General features: G+C 66.6%; 17 protein-coding genes. 5 read left to right on the forward strand and 12 right to left on the reverse strand.

All coding sequences use genetic code 11. The features are described from left to right. Positions 1–4: 4 nt before the first annotated feature. Both CSC94_RS05150 and CSC94_RS05155 read right to left on the reverse strand, forming a co-directional pair. The gene (locus tag CSC94_RS05150; protein WP_099304468.1) at positions 5–607 is read right to left on the reverse strand and encodes a protein-methionine-sulfoxide reductase heme-binding subunit MsrQ; all 603 of its coding nucleotides are present in this window, start codon (positions 605–607) and stop codon (positions 5–7) included. A 96-nt stretch (positions 608–703) separates the two neighbouring features. Continuing rightward, positions 704–1,297 carry an EF-hand domain-containing protein gene (locus CSC94_RS05155; protein ID WP_099304470.1) on the reverse strand — a complete coding sequence of 198 codons (594 nt, stop codon included), beginning with the start codon at positions 1,295–1,297 and terminating at the stop codon, positions 704–706. 264 nt (positions 1,298–1,561) lie between these two features. Between CSC94_RS05155 and CSC94_RS05160 the strand changes: the two genes are divergently transcribed. Continuing rightward, a complete protein-coding gene (locus tag CSC94_RS05160; protein WP_165784354.1) occupies positions 1,562–2,269 on the forward strand; it encodes a response regulator in 708 nt (235 codons plus the stop codon). Between the two features lie 4 nt (positions 2,270–2,273). Beyond that, on the forward strand, positions 2,274–3,641 hold the full coding sequence (locus CSC94_RS05165; RefSeq protein ID WP_099304474.1) for an ATP-binding protein: 1,368 nt from the start codon (positions 2,274–2,276) through the stop codon (positions 3,639–3,641). Between the two features lie 22 nt (positions 3,642–3,663). Here the strand turns inward: CSC94_RS05165 and CSC94_RS05170 are convergent, their stop codons facing one another. Then, complete coding sequence (locus CSC94_RS05170) at positions 3,664–4,140, reverse strand: SAM-dependent methyltransferase (RefSeq protein WP_099305244.1); 477 nt, start codon at positions 4,138–4,140, stop codon at positions 3,664–3,666. Positions 4,141–4,268: 128 nt separating this feature from the next. On the opposite strand from CSC94_RS05170, the gene CSC94_RS05175 reads away from it, so the two are divergent. From CSC94_RS05175 to CSC94_RS05185, 3 genes are all read left to right on the forward strand, one after another. After that, a complete protein-coding gene (locus tag CSC94_RS05175) occupies positions 4,269–4,973 on the forward strand; it encodes a DUF4386 domain-containing protein (RefSeq protein ID WP_099304476.1) in 705 nt (234 codons plus the stop codon). A gap of 76 nt (positions 4,974–5,049) precedes the next feature. Continuing rightward, entirely contained in the window at positions 5,050–5,832 is a 783-nt protein-coding gene (locus tag CSC94_RS05180) for an NAD kinase (protein WP_099304478.1), read from the forward strand. Positions 5,833–6,013: 181 nt separating this feature from the next. Continuing rightward, positions 6,014–7,465 carry a DEAD/DEAH box helicase gene (locus tag CSC94_RS05185; protein ID WP_099304480.1) on the forward strand — a complete coding sequence of 484 codons (1,452 nt, stop codon included), beginning with the start codon at positions 6,014–6,016 and terminating at the stop codon, positions 7,463–7,465. 88 nt (positions 7,466–7,553) lie between these two features. Here CSC94_RS05185 and sufA read toward each other — a convergent pair whose 3' ends face one another. The 9 genes from sufA to CSC94_RS05225 all read right to left on the reverse strand — a co-directional run bounded on the left by sufA (position 7,554) and on the right by CSC94_RS05225 (position 15,459). Further along, the gene (gene sufA, locus CSC94_RS05190; protein ID WP_099304482.1) at positions 7,554–7,934 is read right to left on the reverse strand and encodes a Fe-S cluster assembly scaffold SufA; all 381 of its coding nucleotides are present in this window, start codon (positions 7,932–7,934) and stop codon (positions 7,554–7,556) included. A 114-nt stretch (positions 7,935–8,048) separates the two neighbouring features. Continuing rightward, positions 8,049–8,435, reverse strand: coding sequence for an SUF system Fe-S cluster assembly protein (locus CSC94_RS05195; RefSeq protein ID WP_099305246.1), 387 nt, complete (start codon positions 8,433–8,435; stop codon positions 8,049–8,051). A gap of 5 nt (positions 8,436–8,440) precedes the next feature. Further along, positions 8,441–9,682, reverse strand: a complete 1,242-nt coding sequence (locus CSC94_RS05200) for a cysteine desulfurase (protein WP_099304484.1) — start codon at positions 9,680–9,682, stop codon at positions 8,441–8,443. Between the two features lie 134 nt (positions 9,683–9,816). Continuing rightward, a complete protein-coding gene (gene sufD, locus CSC94_RS05205) occupies positions 9,817–11,088 on the reverse strand; it encodes a Fe-S cluster assembly protein SufD (RefSeq protein ID WP_099304486.1) in 1,272 nt (423 codons plus the stop codon). 10 nt (positions 11,089–11,098) lie between these two features. After that, on the reverse strand, positions 11,099–11,854 hold the full coding sequence (gene sufC, locus CSC94_RS05210) for a Fe-S cluster assembly ATPase SufC (protein ID WP_099304488.1): 756 nt from the start codon (positions 11,852–11,854) through the stop codon (positions 11,099–11,101). 152 nt (positions 11,855–12,006) lie between these two features. Then, the gene (locus CSC94_RS24510) at positions 12,007–12,171 is read right to left on the reverse strand and encodes a hypothetical protein (RefSeq protein ID WP_165784323.1); all 165 of its coding nucleotides are present in this window, start codon (positions 12,169–12,171) and stop codon (positions 12,007–12,009) included. A gap of 27 nt (positions 12,172–12,198) precedes the next feature. After that, the gene (locus CSC94_RS05215; protein ID WP_099304490.1) at positions 12,199–12,612 is read right to left on the reverse strand and encodes a hypothetical protein; all 414 of its coding nucleotides are present in this window, start codon (positions 12,610–12,612) and stop codon (positions 12,199–12,201) included. Continuing rightward, positions 12,609–14,129, reverse strand: coding sequence for a Fe-S cluster assembly protein SufB (gene sufB / locus CSC94_RS05220; RefSeq protein WP_099304492.1), 1,521 nt, complete (start codon positions 14,127–14,129; stop codon positions 12,609–12,611). Before sufB ends, CSC94_RS05215 begins: the two co-directional genes overlap by 4 nt. A gap of 178 nt (positions 14,130–14,307) precedes the next feature. Then, on the reverse strand, positions 14,308–15,459 hold the full coding sequence (locus tag CSC94_RS05225) for a cysteine desulfurase family protein (protein ID WP_099304494.1): 1,152 nt from the start codon (positions 15,457–15,459) through the stop codon (positions 14,308–14,310). Positions 15,460–15,522: the final 63 nt, after the last annotated feature.

Below are 15,522 nucleotides of genomic sequence, written 5' to 3' on the forward strand. Positions count from 1 at the left end.
CCGGTCAGGCCAGGGCGTGCCGCCCGGCCCGGCGGCGCATCCAGTACCAGACGCGATAGCCTTCCAGCGCGGCGAGCGGCGCGAAGTGAACGATGGCCGCGGCAGGGCTGCCCCAGTCGTGCAGGCTCGCCCAGTGGACGAGCGTGAGGATGGCGGCGGCATAGGTCCAGCGTTGCAGGGATTTCCAGCGCGTCCCCATCAGGCGGACGAAGTAGTCCGACGAGGTGACGGCCAGCGGAATGAAAATGGCGAAAGCGATCCAGCCGGTCCAGATGTAGAGGCGCGGCAGTTCGGCGATGACGGTATCCAGCGCGGCCTTGTCGGCAAGGTAGTAGACGGCATGGAGCGCGGCATAGCCGAAGGCGGCAACGCCGAAGTAGCGTCGGTTCTTTCGCAGCCAGCGGGCGAAACCGGTGCCCTTGAACAGCATGGTCAGCGGCGTGATCATCAGCGTGACGATCAGAAGACGCGCGGCAAACTCGCCGGTCGGGTGGACGAGGATGTGAAGGATTTTCGGATTGGTGGAGGTCATGGACTGCCAGATCCAAGAGGCCGGCAGAACGGACAGGACGGCCCAGAGCCAGTAGGGCGATAGACGGGATTGCATGGGATGCTCCTGGGCCCGCGCGAGGCGGGTGCGTGTTTGGGAAAGTGGCCGGACGGACAGGCCCCGGCGCCTGCCCGTCCGACCGGCCGTCAAGGATCAGCGGCGACCGCCACGATCCTCCTTGCTCAGCTTGCCATCGTCGTTTCGGTCCATGAACTTGACGATGTTGCCGAAGCGGTTGTCCATTTCCGCCTTGGTGATCGTGCCGTCGCCGTCGGTGTCGAGGCGCTGGAAGGCACGGACCATGTTGGACCGGGTGAGCTCGCGATAGACCGTGTCGAACTCGTCGATGCTCAGGCCGCCGTCACTGTTGGCATCCGCGCCGGCCACCTTGGCCTGGCGGAAGGCATCGACCTCGGCCTGGGTGATCGCGCCGTCCTTGTCGGCGTCGACCTCGGTGAGGATCGTGCGGAACATTTCGCCGCGCGGTCCGCCCATCATGCCGTGACGGCCGCCATGGCGCTTGCCCCAGTGACGGCCTTCGCCGCCGTGGCGGCCCCAGCCACGTTCGCCGTCTTCGCCATCCCTGTCACGGCCGCCACCGAACCATCCGGTGCGCATCATGCCAGGCTTCTGCATTTCTTCCTGGCCCGCCTGCGGGGCGTTGCTCTGGGCATAGGTGGCGATGGTGCCGACGCCGGTGATGGTGGCTGCGATCAGGGCGGCGGAGAGAAGAGTGGAACGGTTCATGGTATTTCCTTTCCTCGTGTCAGAAGGGTCTGGCCGAATGGCCGGTGCGTTGTCCCTTGAGACCAAGCTAGGGACTTGCCGGTGAAAAGGTTTGTCAGCGGAGGGGCGAGTTTGTCGCCGTCTGTCGCGGGAAAGAGGCCTGATACAAATTGCGACAATCTTTTCGTGCGACCGGTCCGCCGATAGGCTCTAAAAGCAGGACATCGCCCGTCCGGCCCACCACATGGCGGACAGGACACCACCGGAGCCAGACCCGTGACGACCATTGCCGAGCCGCAGATCCTGATCGTTGACGATGCCCGCGACATCCGCGAGCCGCTGGGCCAGTACCTGCGCAAGCAGGGCCTGCGGACACGGCTGGCCGCGAACGCCGCCGAGGCACGCCAGGCGGTGGAGGAAGCAGCGATCAGCCTCGTCGTGCTCGACATCATGATGCCGGGCGAAGACGGGCTGAGCCTGTGCCGCTGGCTGTCGGGGCGCGGCGGACCGCCGGTCATCCTGCTGACCGCCATGGCCGACGAGGCGGACCGGATTGTCGGCCTGGAACTCGGCGCCGACGACTATATCGTCAAGCCGTTCAACCCGCGCGAACTGCTGGCGCGCATCCGCGCGGTACTGCGCCGCGTGCCGCCCCCGGAGCCCTCGGTGGCATCGGGCGAACGGCGTTTCGGACCGTGGGTGCATTATCCGGCCGGACACGGCCTGCGCCACGACGACGGCCGCGCGGTGGAGCTGACATCGGGCGAAAGCCGGCTGCTCGGCGTCTTTCTCGACCATCCCCGCACCGTGCTGAGCCGTGCCCGGCTGCTGGACCTGACGGCGGGACGGGGAGCGAAGGCCTACGACCGGGCCGTTGACAACACCATCAGCCGGCTGCGGCGCAAGCTCGAGGTGGATGCGAAGGCCCCTCGCCTGCTGGTGACGGAATGGGGCGGCGGCTACATGCTGGCCGCCGACGTCGAGGAGGTCTGACACCATGGCCCGCCTGCTGCCCGACAGCCTGACCTGGCGGTTCGCCATCCTGCTGGCCGCCGCGCTCATCGCGGCCAACATGGTGGCGGGGTTCCTGTTGTCGTCGCAACGCCAGCGGCTCGACGAGCAGGCGCGCGAGGCCCGCGAGATCGAACGCATCACCTCGCTCATTCCGGCGCTGGAGGCCGTCAATCCCTCCGCCTGGCACGCCATCGAGCGCGATGCCTCGAACCGGTTCTCGCGCATTCGCATCACCGAGCGGCCCATGGTCGAGACGACGGCCTCCAACAGCCGCTCGCGCGACCTGGCGCAGCGCATTTCCGAGGCCCTGCCCGGGCGGACCGTCGCGGTGGCCGTCGTCGACCGGTCTTCCTGGTTCCGGTTCCGCGAGCAGGAGCGGCACGGACCGCGCGCCGACAACGCCGACACGATCGCCGTGTCGGTGGCGCTCAAGACAGCTTCGGAAAGACAGGGGGCGCAAGCCTGGCTGAACCTGATGTCGTTCGCACCCCGGCACCTGCGCGACGAGGCGCGGCCTGGCGCCCTGCTGCTCATCCTGCTCGTGTCGCTGGTGTCGGTGCTGGGGGTGGGCCTGCTTTTCGTGCGCCACCTCACGCGGCCGCTGGGCGCCCTGGCCGATGCCGCCCGGGCCGCCGGGCGCGGCGACCGCTCCGTGCGGGTGCCGGAAACGGGCGTGCGCGAAATGCGCGCCGCGGCGTCCGCCTTCAACGACATGCAGGCGCGCATCGCCGGCTTCGACGCCGAACGGATGCGCATGCTGGCTGCCGTCGGCCACGACCTGCGCACGCCGATCACCAGCCTGCGGATCCGCGCCGAAATGCTCGACGAGGACGAGGCGACGCCGATCATCCGGACGCTGGACGAGATGACGGTGATGGCCGAGGGACTGATCGCCTACGCCAAGGGCACGCAGGACGTGGAAAGCATGCAGCCGCTGGACCTGGCCGCCCTGCTGCGCCGGTTGTCAGAAGACCGCGGCGCATCCTTCAACGGCGAAGATGGCGCTGTCGTCAACGGCAAGCCCGTGGCACTGGGTCGCGCCTTTTCGAACCTGATCGACAATGCCATCCGGTACGGCAAGAGCGCCGCCATAACGGTACGACGCGACGGTGGACAGGCCATCATCGCCATCGCCGACGACGGACCGGGGATTCCGCCCGAGCGGCTCGAAAGCATGTTCGAACCCTTCGTACGCGGCGAAGACAGCCGCAGCAGCGAAACCGGCGGCGCCGGGCTCGGCCTCTCCATCGCGCGGTCGATCGTGCTGGCCCACGGCGGCACGCTGAAGCTCGAGAACCGCGAGCCAAAGGGGCTGCGGGCCGTGGTCTCCCTGCCGCTCAGCAGAACCTGACGCGCTGACGCGCGGGCCGGGTCTACCAGTAGTTCCGCATGATCTCGCGGGCCCAGTCCGGCTCGCGGACCTCGCCCCGCGGCGCGTAGCCCGTCCACCAGGGCTTGATGTCGAGCACCGGGGTGCCATCGACGGCATCGAGGCCGCGCACGCGCAGCGCCATGCCATCCACGCCGATCAGTTCGCAGATGCTGACGCCGATCCGGTTGACCCGCATGCGGCCACGTTGGGCGAAGATGCCGACCTCGGGCCAGTCGGCGCGATTGCGCGGATGGCGGGCGCCACGCTCGACCGGTTCATCGGCGTGGCGATGGAAGTGGAAGACGATTTCGACATGCGAAAGCTGATCCAGTCCGGCCAGCGCGTCCGGTCCGAACAGGTCGTCGCGCACCACGATCCGGGCCTCGACGTCACCCCAGTGATCCTTCTCCGGCTCCAGGCGGCCGCCGACGACATGGCCGATGGGGATCATTTCCAGCACGTGATCGCGAGACGTCATGGTGCCGCCCTCTCCTTCCGGCAGGTTCAATTCCGCCCCTCACCTTGCCATTGCGTGCCGGCGCCGCCAAGATCGACGACCCGTGCCGGGCTTCCGGCCTTCCTTTCCGGTGCCCGGAGGCGCAGACAATGACGGACGTCCCATCCGCCCTTTCCCGGTCCGTGCTCGCGCGCCCGGCCGGCCTTTTCTACCTGGCGATCATCCTTGCCGGTGTCAGCGCGGAGGCGGTGTTCCGCGGACCGCTGATCGATTTCGACGATCCGTCCGGGACCGTGGCGGCGATCCGCGGCGCCGGGCCATCGTTTCGCCTGTCCATCGCGGCGGACCTGCTGATGGCGGTCTCGGACGCGGCGCTGGCGATCCTGCTCTTCCTCCTCTTCCGCCCCGTTTCCGCGGGCCTGGCGCTGGCGGCGCTGGTGTTCCGGCTGATCCAGACGGCAATCATTGCCGCGGGCCTTCTGTTCCTGCAGGGCGCCTGGCTGCTGGCGAGCGGCACCGGCGCGGACGAGGCTGCGGCACCCCGGGCGTTGCTGCTTCTCGACCTGCACCGGCATGGCTATGACCTTGGCCTGGTGTTCTTCGCGATCAACTGTTTCCTGACCGGCGCGCTCATCGTCCGTTGCGGCTTTCTCCCGCGCTGGCTGGGTCTCGGCATCGCCGCCGCCGGCGCCGTCTACCTGGCGGGAAGCCTGCTGCGCTTCTTCGCACCGGCTGCCCTTCCAGCCTTCGAGGCGGCCTATGTGGTTCCCCTTGTCATGGAGAGCGCCTTCTGCCTCTGGCTCCTGTTCGGGCGCCTGGGCACGCGCACTGCGCCGGCGGCCCGACCACGATGACCTGCAGGAGCGCCTTGGCCTTGCCGTTCGACCGTGATAGGCCACTTCTCCCGAATGATCCTTGAGGAATGCCGCCTTGCTCGACACGCCGGCCGACCAGCTCTCCCTTGCCTTCGTCGCGGCGGATACGCCCGAGGCACAGGAAGCCGCGCAGCGGCTTGCCGCCCTGTACGGGCAGGAAGACCCGGAACGGGCCGACGTGATCGTGGCGCTCGGGGGCGACGGCTTCATGCTGCAGACCCTGCATGCGACCATGGACAGCGGCCGGCGCATCTACGGCATGAACCGGGGTACGATCGGCTTCCTGATGAACGACTACCGGGAGACCGGACTGCGCGAACGCATCGCGGCGGCCATCGGCGAGACCATCCGGCCGCTTCGCATGGTGGCCGAGGACAGCGACGGCGAAGTCCACAATGCCAATGCGCTCAACGAGGTCTCGCTGCTGCGCCAGTCCTACCAGGCCGCGAAGATCCGCATCACGGTAGACGACAAGGTGCGGCTGGAGGAACTGATCTGCGACGGCGTGATGGTGGCGACGCCCGCCGGTTCGACTGCCTACAACCTCTCGGCCCACGGCCCGATCATTCCGCTGGACGCGCCGCTGCTGGCCCTGACGCCGGTCAGCCCGTTCCGTCCGCGGCGTTGGCGCGGCGCGCTGCTGCCCAACCACGTCACCGTCGTCTTCGACATCCTGGAACCGAAGAAACGGCCGGTCAACGCGGTGGCGGACCACTCGGAAGTCAAGTCGGTGGTCAAGGTGACGATCCGGGAGTCACGCTCGGTCAGCGCCACGCTGCTGTTCGACCCGGAGCACGGGTGGGACGAGCGCATCCTCGCCGAACAGTTCCGATATTGACCATATTGCCGCATAGAGCGGCCGAAATGGCGGGAAAAGGTTGACTTTCGCGTGCATGGCCCGTAGGGCGAAGCGGAGTCGACGGATAAGACATCCGCGAACCTTGGCGCACGGTCGCGCCCTACTCTGAAGCAGAGATCCAAACCACGTGTCATCTGACGAAAACAACCAAGCCCCTGACGTGACATTTGCCGACCTCGGCCTGTCGCCGAAGGTCCTTTCCGCTGTCACCGATGCCGGCTACACGGTGCCGACACCGATCCAGGCCGGCGCCATCCCCCACGCGCTGGCCGGCAAGGACGTTCTCGGCATCGCCCAGACAGGCACCGGCAAGACCGCCTCCTTCGTGCTGCCGATGCTGACGCGGCTGGAAAAGGGACGCGCCCGGGCCCGCATGCCGCGGACGCTGATCCTGGAGCCGACCCGCGAACTGGCCGCGCAGGTGGAAGAGAATTTCGTCAAGTACGGCAAGAACCACCGCCTGAACGTCGCGCTGCTGATCGGCGGCGTGTCCTTCGACGAGCAGGACCGCAAGCTGGAACGCGGCGCCGACGTGCTGATCGCCACGCCCGGACGCATGCTCGACCATTTCGAGCGCGGCAAGCTGCTGCTCAACGGCGTCGAGATTCTCGTCATCGACGAGGCGGACCGCATGCTCGACATGGGCTTCATTCCCGACATCGAGCGCATCTGCAAGCTGATCCCGTTCACGCGGCAGACGCTGTTCTTCTCGGCGACCATGCCGCCGGAGATCACGCGCCTGACCGAGCAGTTCCTGCACACGCCGGTTCGCGTCGAGGTGGCCAAGGCCTCGTCGACGGCCGAGACGGTCACGCAGCGGCTGGTCAAGTGCGGTTCGAAGGACTGGGATCGCCGGGCACGCCTGCGCGAGATCATCCTGGCCGAGGAAGCGACCGGCGAACTGAAGAACGCCATCATCTTCTGCAACCGCAAGCGCGACGTATCTGAACTGTTCCGCTCGCTGGTCAAGCACGACTTCGATGCCGGCGCCCTGCACGGCGACATGGACCAGCGCGCCCGCATGGCCATGCTGCAGGGCTTCCGCGACGGCAAGCTGAAGCTTCTGGTGGCCTCCGACGTGGCGGCCCGCGGCCTCGATATCCCCGATGTCAGCCATGTCTTCAACTTCAACCTGCCGATCCACTCGGAAGACTACGTCCACCGCATCGGCCGGACGGGTCGCGCCGGGCGGTCCGGCAAGGCGTTCTCGCTCGTCGCGAAGCCGGACCGGAAATATCTCGATGCGATCGAGAAGATGATCGGCCGCGAACTGGAATGGCTGGACGGCGATCTCTCGACGCTGACCGAGGACGACAGCGCGCCGGACACGTCACGTGGACGCGGCCGCAGCGGCCGCCGCCCGGACAAGGGCGGCGAGAAACGCGAACGCGGCGAGCGGCGCCCGCGGTCTGCCGAGAGCACGGCGGCCGAGGAAGCCGAGGCACAGCCGGCACCCGCGGCGCCTGAAAAACGCGAGACCCGCAAGCCGGCCGCCGAGAAGCGGGGCGAAGACCGGTCGCGCCGGCGCCGCAACAACGACCAGGACAACGAGCCGACGCCGGTCGGCTTCGGCGACGACATGCCGGCCTTCATGAAGATCGCGGTGCGCTGACACCGGACGGCAGGCACTGCGGCAATCACGAAAAAGGGCCCTCGCGGGCCCTTTTGCTTTTCAGATGCAAGGCCGGTTTCCCGCAGCGTCAGGCGGTGCCGCGCGCCTCGGCCAGCGCCTTCAGGTCGGCGGGCTTCAGTTCCACCGATTCGCCGCAGCCGCAGGCCGAGGACTGGTTCGGATTGTTGAAGACAAAGCCGGAACGCAGCGTCGTGACCTCGAAATCCATCTCGGTTCCGATGAGATAGAGCGTGGCGGCGGGATCGACCCAGACGCGGGCACCCGCATTCTCGACGAGATCGTCCTTCGGGTTCGGCTCCTTCACCGGGTCGATGGTGTATTCCATCCCGGCACAGCCGCCTTTCTTGATGCCTACGCGGATTCCCTCGACGCCTTCGTGCGCTTCCACGATCTCGCGAACGCGCGCGGCGGCGGCATCGGTCAGGGACATGACTTCAAATCGGGCCATTTTTCCTCCATTCGACACGGGTTCAAGGTCCGTGCAACGGGTTTTCGGCGGTGATTCCTGTGAAGAAGATGGGGCAAGGGGCAGCGCGGTGCAAGGGCTGCCCCGGCCACCGGGTCAGTACCAGCCGACCGCCACCTGGGCTTCTTCCGACATCCGGTCGGGTGTCCAGGGCGGGTCGAAGGTCATGGTCACGTCGACATGGGACACGCCTTCCACGGCGCTGACCGCGTTCTGCACCCAGCCCGGCATCTCCCCGGCTACCGGGCATCCCGGCGCCGTCAGCGTCATCAGGATCATGACCGAGCGGTCGTCCTCGATGTCGATGCGGTAGATCAGGCCAAGCTCGTAGATATCGGCCGGGATCTCCGGGTCGTAGACCGTCTTCAGCGCGGAAACGATGTCGTCGCTCAACCGGGCAAGCTCATCGGCAGGAATGGCCGAGGAGGCATGCAGGCCGTCGTCGGCGGCGGTGGTGTCGATGTTGTTGGCTTCATCGGTCATGGCAATCATCCAAAGAAGTTGCGGGCCTTTTCCAACGCCTCGGCCAGGGCGTCAACCTCGGCAAAGGTGTTGTAGAGACCAAAGGAGGCGCGGCAGGTGGAGGTCACGCCGAAGCGCTTGAGCAGCGGCTGGGCACAATGGGTGCCCGCACGCACCGCCACGCCGGACCGGTCGATGACCATCGAGACGTCGTGGGCATGGATGCCCTCCATCTCGAAGGAGACGATCGCCCCCTTGTCCGGCGCCTCGCCGAAAATGCGCAGCGAATTGATGCGCGACAGGCGCTCGTGAGCATAGTCCCGCAGGGCAGCTTCATGGGCTGCAATGTTCTCGCGGCCAAGCGCCTGCATGTAGTCGAGCGCGGCGCCAAGGCCGATGGCCTGGACGATCGGCGGCGTACCGGCCTCGAACCGGTGCGGCGGATGGTTGTAGGTGACCTTGTCCTCGGTCACTTCCTCGATCATCTCGCCGCCGCCCATGAAGGGACGCATGGCTTCCAGCCGGTCCTTGCGGCCGTACAGCACGCCGATGCCCGAAGGCCCGTAGACCTTGTGGCCGGTGAAGACATACCAGTCGCAGCCGATGTCCTGCACGTCGACCGGCAGGTGCACCGCCCCCTGGCTGCCATCGACGAGCACGGGGATGCCCCGTTCGTGCGCGATGCGGCAGATCTCCTTGACCGGCGTGACGGTGCCGAGCACGTTCGACATGTGGGTGATGGCGACCAGTTTCGTGCGCTCGGTGAGGCAGGCCTTGAAGCCTTCCATATCGAAGGCGCCTTCCTCGTCCACCGGCGCCCAGACGAGTTTCGCGCCGTTGCGTTCGCGCACGAAATGCCAGGGCACGATGTTGGAGTGATGCTCCATGATGGAGATCACGATCTCGTCGCCCTCGCCCAGGTTGGCGAGCGCATGGCCATAGGCCACGGTGTTGATCGACTCCGTGGCCGACTTGGTGAAGACGATCTCGTCCACCGACCCGGCATTCAGGAAGGCACGGGCCTTCTCGCGCGCTGCCTCGTAGGCATCCGTCGCGGCATTGGACAGGAAATGCAGGCCACGGTGGACGTTGGCGTATTCGTGCGAATAGGCATGGGTCACCGCGTCGATCACCGCCTGCGGCTTCTGCGCCGATGCGCCGTTGTCGAGGTAGACGAGCGGCTTGCCGTGAACCTCGCGCGACAGGATCGGGAAATCGCGGCGTATCGCGTCGACGTCATAGGCGCCGCGTATCAGCGTTTCAGCCATTGCTTGCTCCGGCATGTCTTGCGTTTGCGATTGCACGGCCGGCGGCCGCGCGGCCCGGACCATAGCGGACCGGGCGAACGGCCATCGTTGCCGTTTCGCAACGTTCCCGAAGGACGGCCATCCGGGTGCGGACCCTAGCCATTGTCGGCGAACCAGCCATCGAGCCTCGCCTCCAGCGCCTCTACCAGCGCCTCGTCGTCCAGTTCCTCGATCACTTCTGCGACGAACGCCTTGACCAGCAGGCGCCGGGCTTCCTTCTCGGAAATGCCGCGGGCCATCAGGTAGAACAGGTGATCGTGGTTGATCTCGGCGACCGTGGCGCCGTGGCCGCAGGCGACGTCGTCGGCGAAGATCTCCAGTTCCGGCTTGGCCGAGAAATCCGCGTCGTCCGACATGAGCAGCGTGTTGCAGGCCATGCGGGCGTCTGTCTTCTGGGCCACCTGGTGCACGTTGATGCGGCCCTGGAACACGCCCTTGGCCTTCCCGGTCACGACGTTGCGAACCACCTCGGTCGAGGTGGTCGAGGGGACCGTGTGGTCGAGAACCATGGTCAGGTCCGTGTGGCCCTCGCCGGCCAGCAGGTTGACGGTGCGCAACTGGAAGTCGGCACCTTCGCCCTGGACCGCGACCACCACTTCCTCGCGCACCAGCCTGCCGCCGGCATTCATGACGAACAGACGCAGCCGGGCGTTCCGGCCGAGCGTGGCGGAGAAGCTGGAGAGGTAGGAAACCGTGTCGGGCTGTTCCTGCAGAACGATCCAGTCGACGGTCGCGTCCTCGTCCAGTGTGACGTCGGCGAGCGAGGTCACGAATGCAGCGCCCTGCCCCGTCTGGCGTTCCACGATCACGGCCTTCGCGCCCGCGCCAACGGTGACGGGAAAGCGCGTGTGGACCTGGCCGCCGCCATGCACGTTCTGGATTTCCAGCGGCACGTCGATCTCGGCACCGGCCTCGATGTCGAGCGCCCAACCGCCCGAGACGAAGGACGCGTTGAGCGCGCCGATCATGTCGTCTGCATCACGCGGGGCCAGCGACGAGGCCAGCGACCCGTCGGCCAGCAGTTCCGTCAGCGGGCGCCAGGTGACGCCGTCGATGTTGTCATCGGCCTGAAGCGCCTGGCCATTGGCCGCGATGGCGATGGCGGAATGCTCCAGCAGTTCGCCAACCGGCTCGGCCATGGCTTCCTGGTTATAGGCCGGAACGTCGGACAGAAGGCGGCGCAGGTCAGTGTAGTGCCAGGCTTCGACCCGCCGGGTCGGCAGGCCGGACTGGCGGAACCGGTCGAAGGCGAGGTCACGGGCCTGGACGACGTCCGGGTTGCCGGCCAGGCGCGAGAACCGTTCGCCGTAGCCGTCGATGAGCGCTTGTTCAGCCGGCGTCGGCTTGGGAGGGGTCTGGATGTTCATGATCCGCGCCTCACGCCGCTTCGCCGATCACGTCGGCGTAGCCGTTCTCTTCCAGGTGCAGCGCCAGGTCCGGACCGCCAGACTTGATGATGCGGCCCTTGTAGAGCACGTGAACGGTGTCCGGCACGATGTGGTCGAGCAGGCGCTGGTAGTGGGTGATGACCAGGAAGGCGCGTTCGGGCGACCGCAGCGCGTTGACGCCATCGGCGACGATCTTCAGCGCGTCGATGTCGAGGCCGGAATCGGTCTCGTCGAGTACGCAGAGCTTCGGTTCCAGCAGCTTCATCTGCAGGATTTCGGCGCGCTTCTTCTCGCCGCCGGAAAAGCCGACATTGAGCGGGCGCTTGAGCATGGCCATGTCCATTTCCAGCGAGCCGGCGGCTTCCTTGACCCGCTTCATCAGGTCCGGGATCTTCAGCGGTTCCTCGCCGCGGGCCTTGCGCTGGGCGTTGAGCGCGGTCTTGAGGAATTCCATGGTGGCGACGCCCGGTATTTCCATCGGGTACTGGAAGGCCAGGAAAACGCCGGCGGCGGCGCGTTCGGCCGGGTCCATCTCCAGCACGCTCTCGCCGTTCCAGAGAATATCGCCCTCGGTCACCTCGTAGTCCTCGCGGCCAGCGATGACATAGGACAGCGTGGACTTGCCGGAGCCGTTCGGCCCCATGATGGCGGCAACCTCGCCGTCCTTTACCGTCAGGTCGAGGCCCCTGATGATTTCCGTGCCGTCCTCGGCGATGCGCGCATGCAGGTTCTTGATCTCAAGCATTTCGTCGTTCCGTCAATTCGTGCGGCCGTCCTGCGGCCTGTCTGTTTCAGGTTCGCGGCGATGCCGCGCCGTTTGTTCTGTGTGCGGGCCTTCAGGCGGCCGATCGCATCATGGCTTGTCCCGTCGCGGGCATTCGTGCCGCGGCGATCACGTCAGTATCCCATCATCGCCTTGAGGAGCGGCAGGACCGATGCCGCGATGACGCCGACCACGGCTCCCAGTCCAAGGCGCACCGCGAAGCTGCCGAAACTCGGCGAAAGGGCCGAAAGCAGGCCGCAAACCGCGGCATACCAGGCGATTGCTGTTCCATCTGCCATCGCGTTTCTCCCCGGCTCCACGCGCCATCACGGGCACAGGCTGGACGACCACTGGCCGGCATGGGCGCCACGATGGCAGCGGTACTGGACGCCAAGAGCCGTGATATCCCAGCCGTTTCCGTCGTTCTGCTCGATCGCGCGATGGCGCTCGCCATCGACGGAATCGTCGGCGTAGCCGGTCTTGGTGATCTCCACCAGGACGCGGTTGCCATCGCGCTCTGCCGCCATCGACACCGCGGGACGGCCTTCCTCGTCCCAGCCGGCGCGCAGCAGGCTTCCCAGGCGCATCACCGGGTCATCCGACGGGCCTTCAGGCCACATGGCCTGCGGCACCTCGGCGTAGCCATCGAGCCACTCGGTGCCGCCGGCCAGCGCAGGCGCCGGCAGAAGGACCGCGGCCGCCAGAAGGGCAAGGGCCGTTTTCCTGAGCTTCCGGCTCATCCCACGCTCCCTTCGAGGCTGATGCCGATGAGCTTTTGCGCCTCGACCGCGAATTCCATCGGCAGTTCCTGGATGACTTCCTTGACGAAGCCGTTGACGATGAGCGCGATGGCTTCCTCTTCCGGAATGCCGCGCTGCATGACGTAGAAGAGCTGATCCTCGGAAATCTTGGACGTGGTGGCCTCGTGCTCCAGCTTGGCCGAAGCGTTCTTGGCCTCGATGTAGGGCACGGTGTGCGCACCGCAGTCGTTGCCGATCAGCAGGCTGTCGCACTGGGTGAAGTTGCGGGCGTTCTCCGCCTTGCGATGCACCGACACCTGGCCACGGTAGGTGTTGTTGGAATTGCCGGCCGAGATGCCCTTGGAGATGATGCGGCTGGTCGTGTTCTTGCCCAGGTGCAGCATCTTGGTGCCGCTGTCGATCTGCTGGTGCCCGTTCGACACGGCGATGGAATAGAACTCGCCGCGCGAATTGTCGCCGCGCAGGATGCAGGACGGGTATTTCCAGGTGATCGCGGAGCCGGTTTCCACCTGGGTCCAGGAGATCTTGGAATTGGCGCCGCGGCAGTCACCGCGCTTGGTGACGAAGTTGTAGATGCCACCCTTGCCGTCCTTGTCGCCGGGATACCAGTTCTGGACGGTGGAATACTTGATCTCGGCATCCTCGAGGGCCACCAGTTCGACCACGGCGGCGTGCAGCTGGTTCTCGTCGCGCTGCGGCGCCGTGCAGCCTTCCAGGTAGGAGACGTAGGCGCCCTCGTCGGCGATGATCAGCGTGCGCTCGAACTGGCCGGTGTTCTTCTCGTTGATGCGGAAATAGGTGGACAGTTCCATCGGGCAGCGCACGCCCTTCGGCACGTAGACGAAGGATCCGTCGGTGAAGACGGCGGAATTCAGCGTGGCGTAGAAGTTGTCGGACTGCGGGACGACAGAGCCGAGGTACTTCTGTACCAGTTCCGGATGCTCGCGGATGGCCTCCGAAATCGAGCAGAAGATGACGCCGGCCTTGGCCAGTTCCTTCTTGAAGGTGGTGACGACCGAAACGCTGTCGAAGACGGCGTCCACGGCGACGCGGCCGGAGGAATAGACGTTGTCGCCGATCTCGTCGAGTTCGCTCTTCTCGCCGGGCTTGCGCACGCCGGCCAGGATTTCCTGCTCCTTGAGCGGGATGCCGAGCTTCTCGTAGGTCGCGAGGAGTTCCGGATCGACCTCGTCGAGGGATTTCGGCCCGGACTGGGCCTTGGGCGCGGCATAGTAGCTGAGCGCCTGGAAATCGATCTCGGGATAGTGGACGCGCGCCCAGGTGGGCTCGGTCATGGTCTGCCAGCGGCGGAACGCATCGAGGCGCCACTGCAGCATCCAGTCCGGCTCGTCCTTCTTGTGGGAAATGAGACGGATGATGTCCTCGGACAGCCCGGGCGGGGCCTTGTCCATCTCGATCAGCGTCTCGAAACCGTACTTGTACTGGTCCACATCGATCTTGCGGACCTGCTCAATCGTCTCCTGCACAGCAGGCATTGGCGTTCTCCATCCTTGCCGGATTCAAGGTCCGGCAGTTGTCGACGTCATATGGCCTGATCCGGCGAGCGGATCAGTCCCCCTTATCTAGTCGCCCGGTGCAGAAATGAAAGCGGTAAAAACCTGCTTTTCCACCTGCCAGGCGGCATTTCACAGCCCTCGGACCGTGTTTTTTTGCTCACGCGGCCTTTCGCCGTGCGAGCAGAACCTTCAGCGTTTCGACCAGGCGCTCCAGTTCGTCGCGCGTGGTCGCCCGGCCGATCGACACGCGCAACGCGCCCAGACCGGCATCCGCGCCCATCGCCTCCAGGACATGGCTCGGTCCGACCTTGCCCGACGAACAGGCGGAGCCGGCCGACACCTGCAGCCCTTCCAGGTCAAGCGCAATCTGCGCGGTCTCGGCCTTCAGCCCGGGCAGCGACACGAAGCTCGTGTTGGCGATACGCGGCGCGCCCTGCCCGTGGATCACCACGGCGGGCAGAATGGCAGCGATCTGCGCCTCGAAGCCGTCGCGCAGGGCCGCCACGTCCGCCATGGAGGAAAGGCCGGCGCGGGCGTCTTCAGCCGCGGCGCCGAAACCGGCAATGCCGGCGACGTTTTCCGTGCCGGCGCGATGGCCGCGTTCCTGGCCGCCGCCGCGAACGAGCGGTTCGGGCATGACGAGGCCGGCACGGGCGACACAGGCCCCGACGCCGCGCGGGCCGCCGAGCTTGTGCGCAGAAAGAATCACGAAATCGGCGTAACCGTTTGCAATATCGATGGAAACGCGCCCTGCAGCCTGGACGGCATCGACCACGAGAAGCCCGCCCGCGTCAACGACGAGCGCGCGGATGGCATCCAGCGGCTGCAGCACGCCGGTCTCGTTGTTGGCGGCATGGAGGGCCACCAGCGGCAGGCCGGTCTCGGTGTCGTGCTCCTCCAGCGCGCGGCGCATGGCGTCCAGGTCGGCGAGACCATCGGTGGTGACGGGCAGGCGCGTGACCTTGCCTTCGGGGAAGCGGCCGCCGGACAGGAGGCAGGGATGATCGCTGGCCAGCACGTAGAGGTGGGAACAGGTCATCGGCGCCCGGCCCATGTGCCAATGCGGCGTCAGCAGCGTGGTCGCGGCCTCGGTGGCGCCGGAAGTGAAAACGACGTGTTCGGCCGACGCCCCGACCAGGTCCGCGACCTGCCGGCGCGCGTCCTCGACCAGGCGGCGGGCCGCCTTGCCGGCGCGATGAACGGAGGACGGATTGGCATCGCAATCCATGGCCGACTCCATCGCCCGGCGCGCGCTCATCAAGAGCGGCGCACTGGCATTGTAGTCGAGATAGGCAGTCGCCTTGGCCATGTCGCGGATCGATCCCAGGACGCGTCAAACACCGGCCGCGTCGTTATTTTCTTGAAACAGAAG

This window comes from Zhengella mangrovi (assembly GCF_002727065.1).
In the GTDB taxonomy this organism is placed as follows: domain Bacteria; phylum Pseudomonadota; class Alphaproteobacteria; order Rhizobiales; family Rhizobiaceae; genus Zhengella; species Zhengella mangrovi.

Excerpts from the sequence above, each read along its gene's own strand:
- CSC94_RS05165 (WP_099304474.1), top strand. The coding sequence starts at position 2,274 with ATGGCCCGCCTGCTGCCCGACAGCCTGACCTGGCGGTTCGCCATCCTG.
- sufD (WP_099304486.1), bottom strand. The coding sequence starts at position 11,088 with ATGAACATCCAGACCCCTCCCAAGCCGACGCCGGCTGAACAAGCGCTC.
- CSC94_RS05150 (WP_099304468.1), bottom strand. The coding sequence starts at position 607 with ATGCAATCCCGTCTATCGCCCTACTGGCTCTGGGCCGTCCTGTCCGTT.
- sufC (WP_099304488.1), bottom strand. The coding sequence starts at position 11,854 with ATGCTTGAGATCAAGAACCTGCATGCGCGCATCGCCGAGGACGGCACG.
- CSC94_RS05175 (WP_099304476.1), top strand. The coding sequence starts at position 4,269 with ATGACGGACGTCCCATCCGCCCTTTCCCGGTCCGTGCTCGCGCGCCCG.
- CSC94_RS05200 (WP_099304484.1), bottom strand. The coding sequence starts at position 9,682 with ATGGCTGAAACGCTGATACGCGGCGCCTATGACGTCGACGCGATACGC.
- CSC94_RS05170 (WP_099305244.1), bottom strand. The coding sequence starts at position 4,140 with ATGACGTCTCGCGATCACGTGCTGGAAATGATCCCCATCGGCCATGTC.
- CSC94_RS05225 (WP_099304494.1), bottom strand. The coding sequence starts at position 15,459 with ATGGCCAAGGCGACTGCCTATCTCGACTACAATGCCAGTGCGCCGCTC.
- sufB (WP_099304492.1), bottom strand. The coding sequence starts at position 14,129 with ATGCCTGCTGTGCAGGAGACGATTGAGCAGGTCCGCAAGATCGATGTG.
- sufA (WP_099304482.1), bottom strand. The coding sequence starts at position 7,934 with ATGGCCCGATTTGAAGTCATGTCCCTGACCGATGCCGCCGCCGCGCGC.
- CSC94_RS05195 (WP_099305246.1), bottom strand. The coding sequence starts at position 8,435 with ATGACCGATGAAGCCAACAACATCGACACCACCGCCGCCGACGACGGC.
- CSC94_RS24510 (WP_165784323.1), bottom strand. The coding sequence starts at position 12,171 with ATGGCAGATGGAACAGCAATCGCCTGGTATGCCGCGGTTTGCGGCCTG.
- CSC94_RS05215 (WP_099304490.1), bottom strand. The coding sequence starts at position 12,612 with ATGAGCCGGAAGCTCAGGAAAACGGCCCTTGCCCTTCTGGCGGCCGCG.
- CSC94_RS05155 (WP_099304470.1), bottom strand. The coding sequence starts at position 1,297 with ATGAACCGTTCCACTCTTCTCTCCGCCGCCCTGATCGCAGCCACCATC.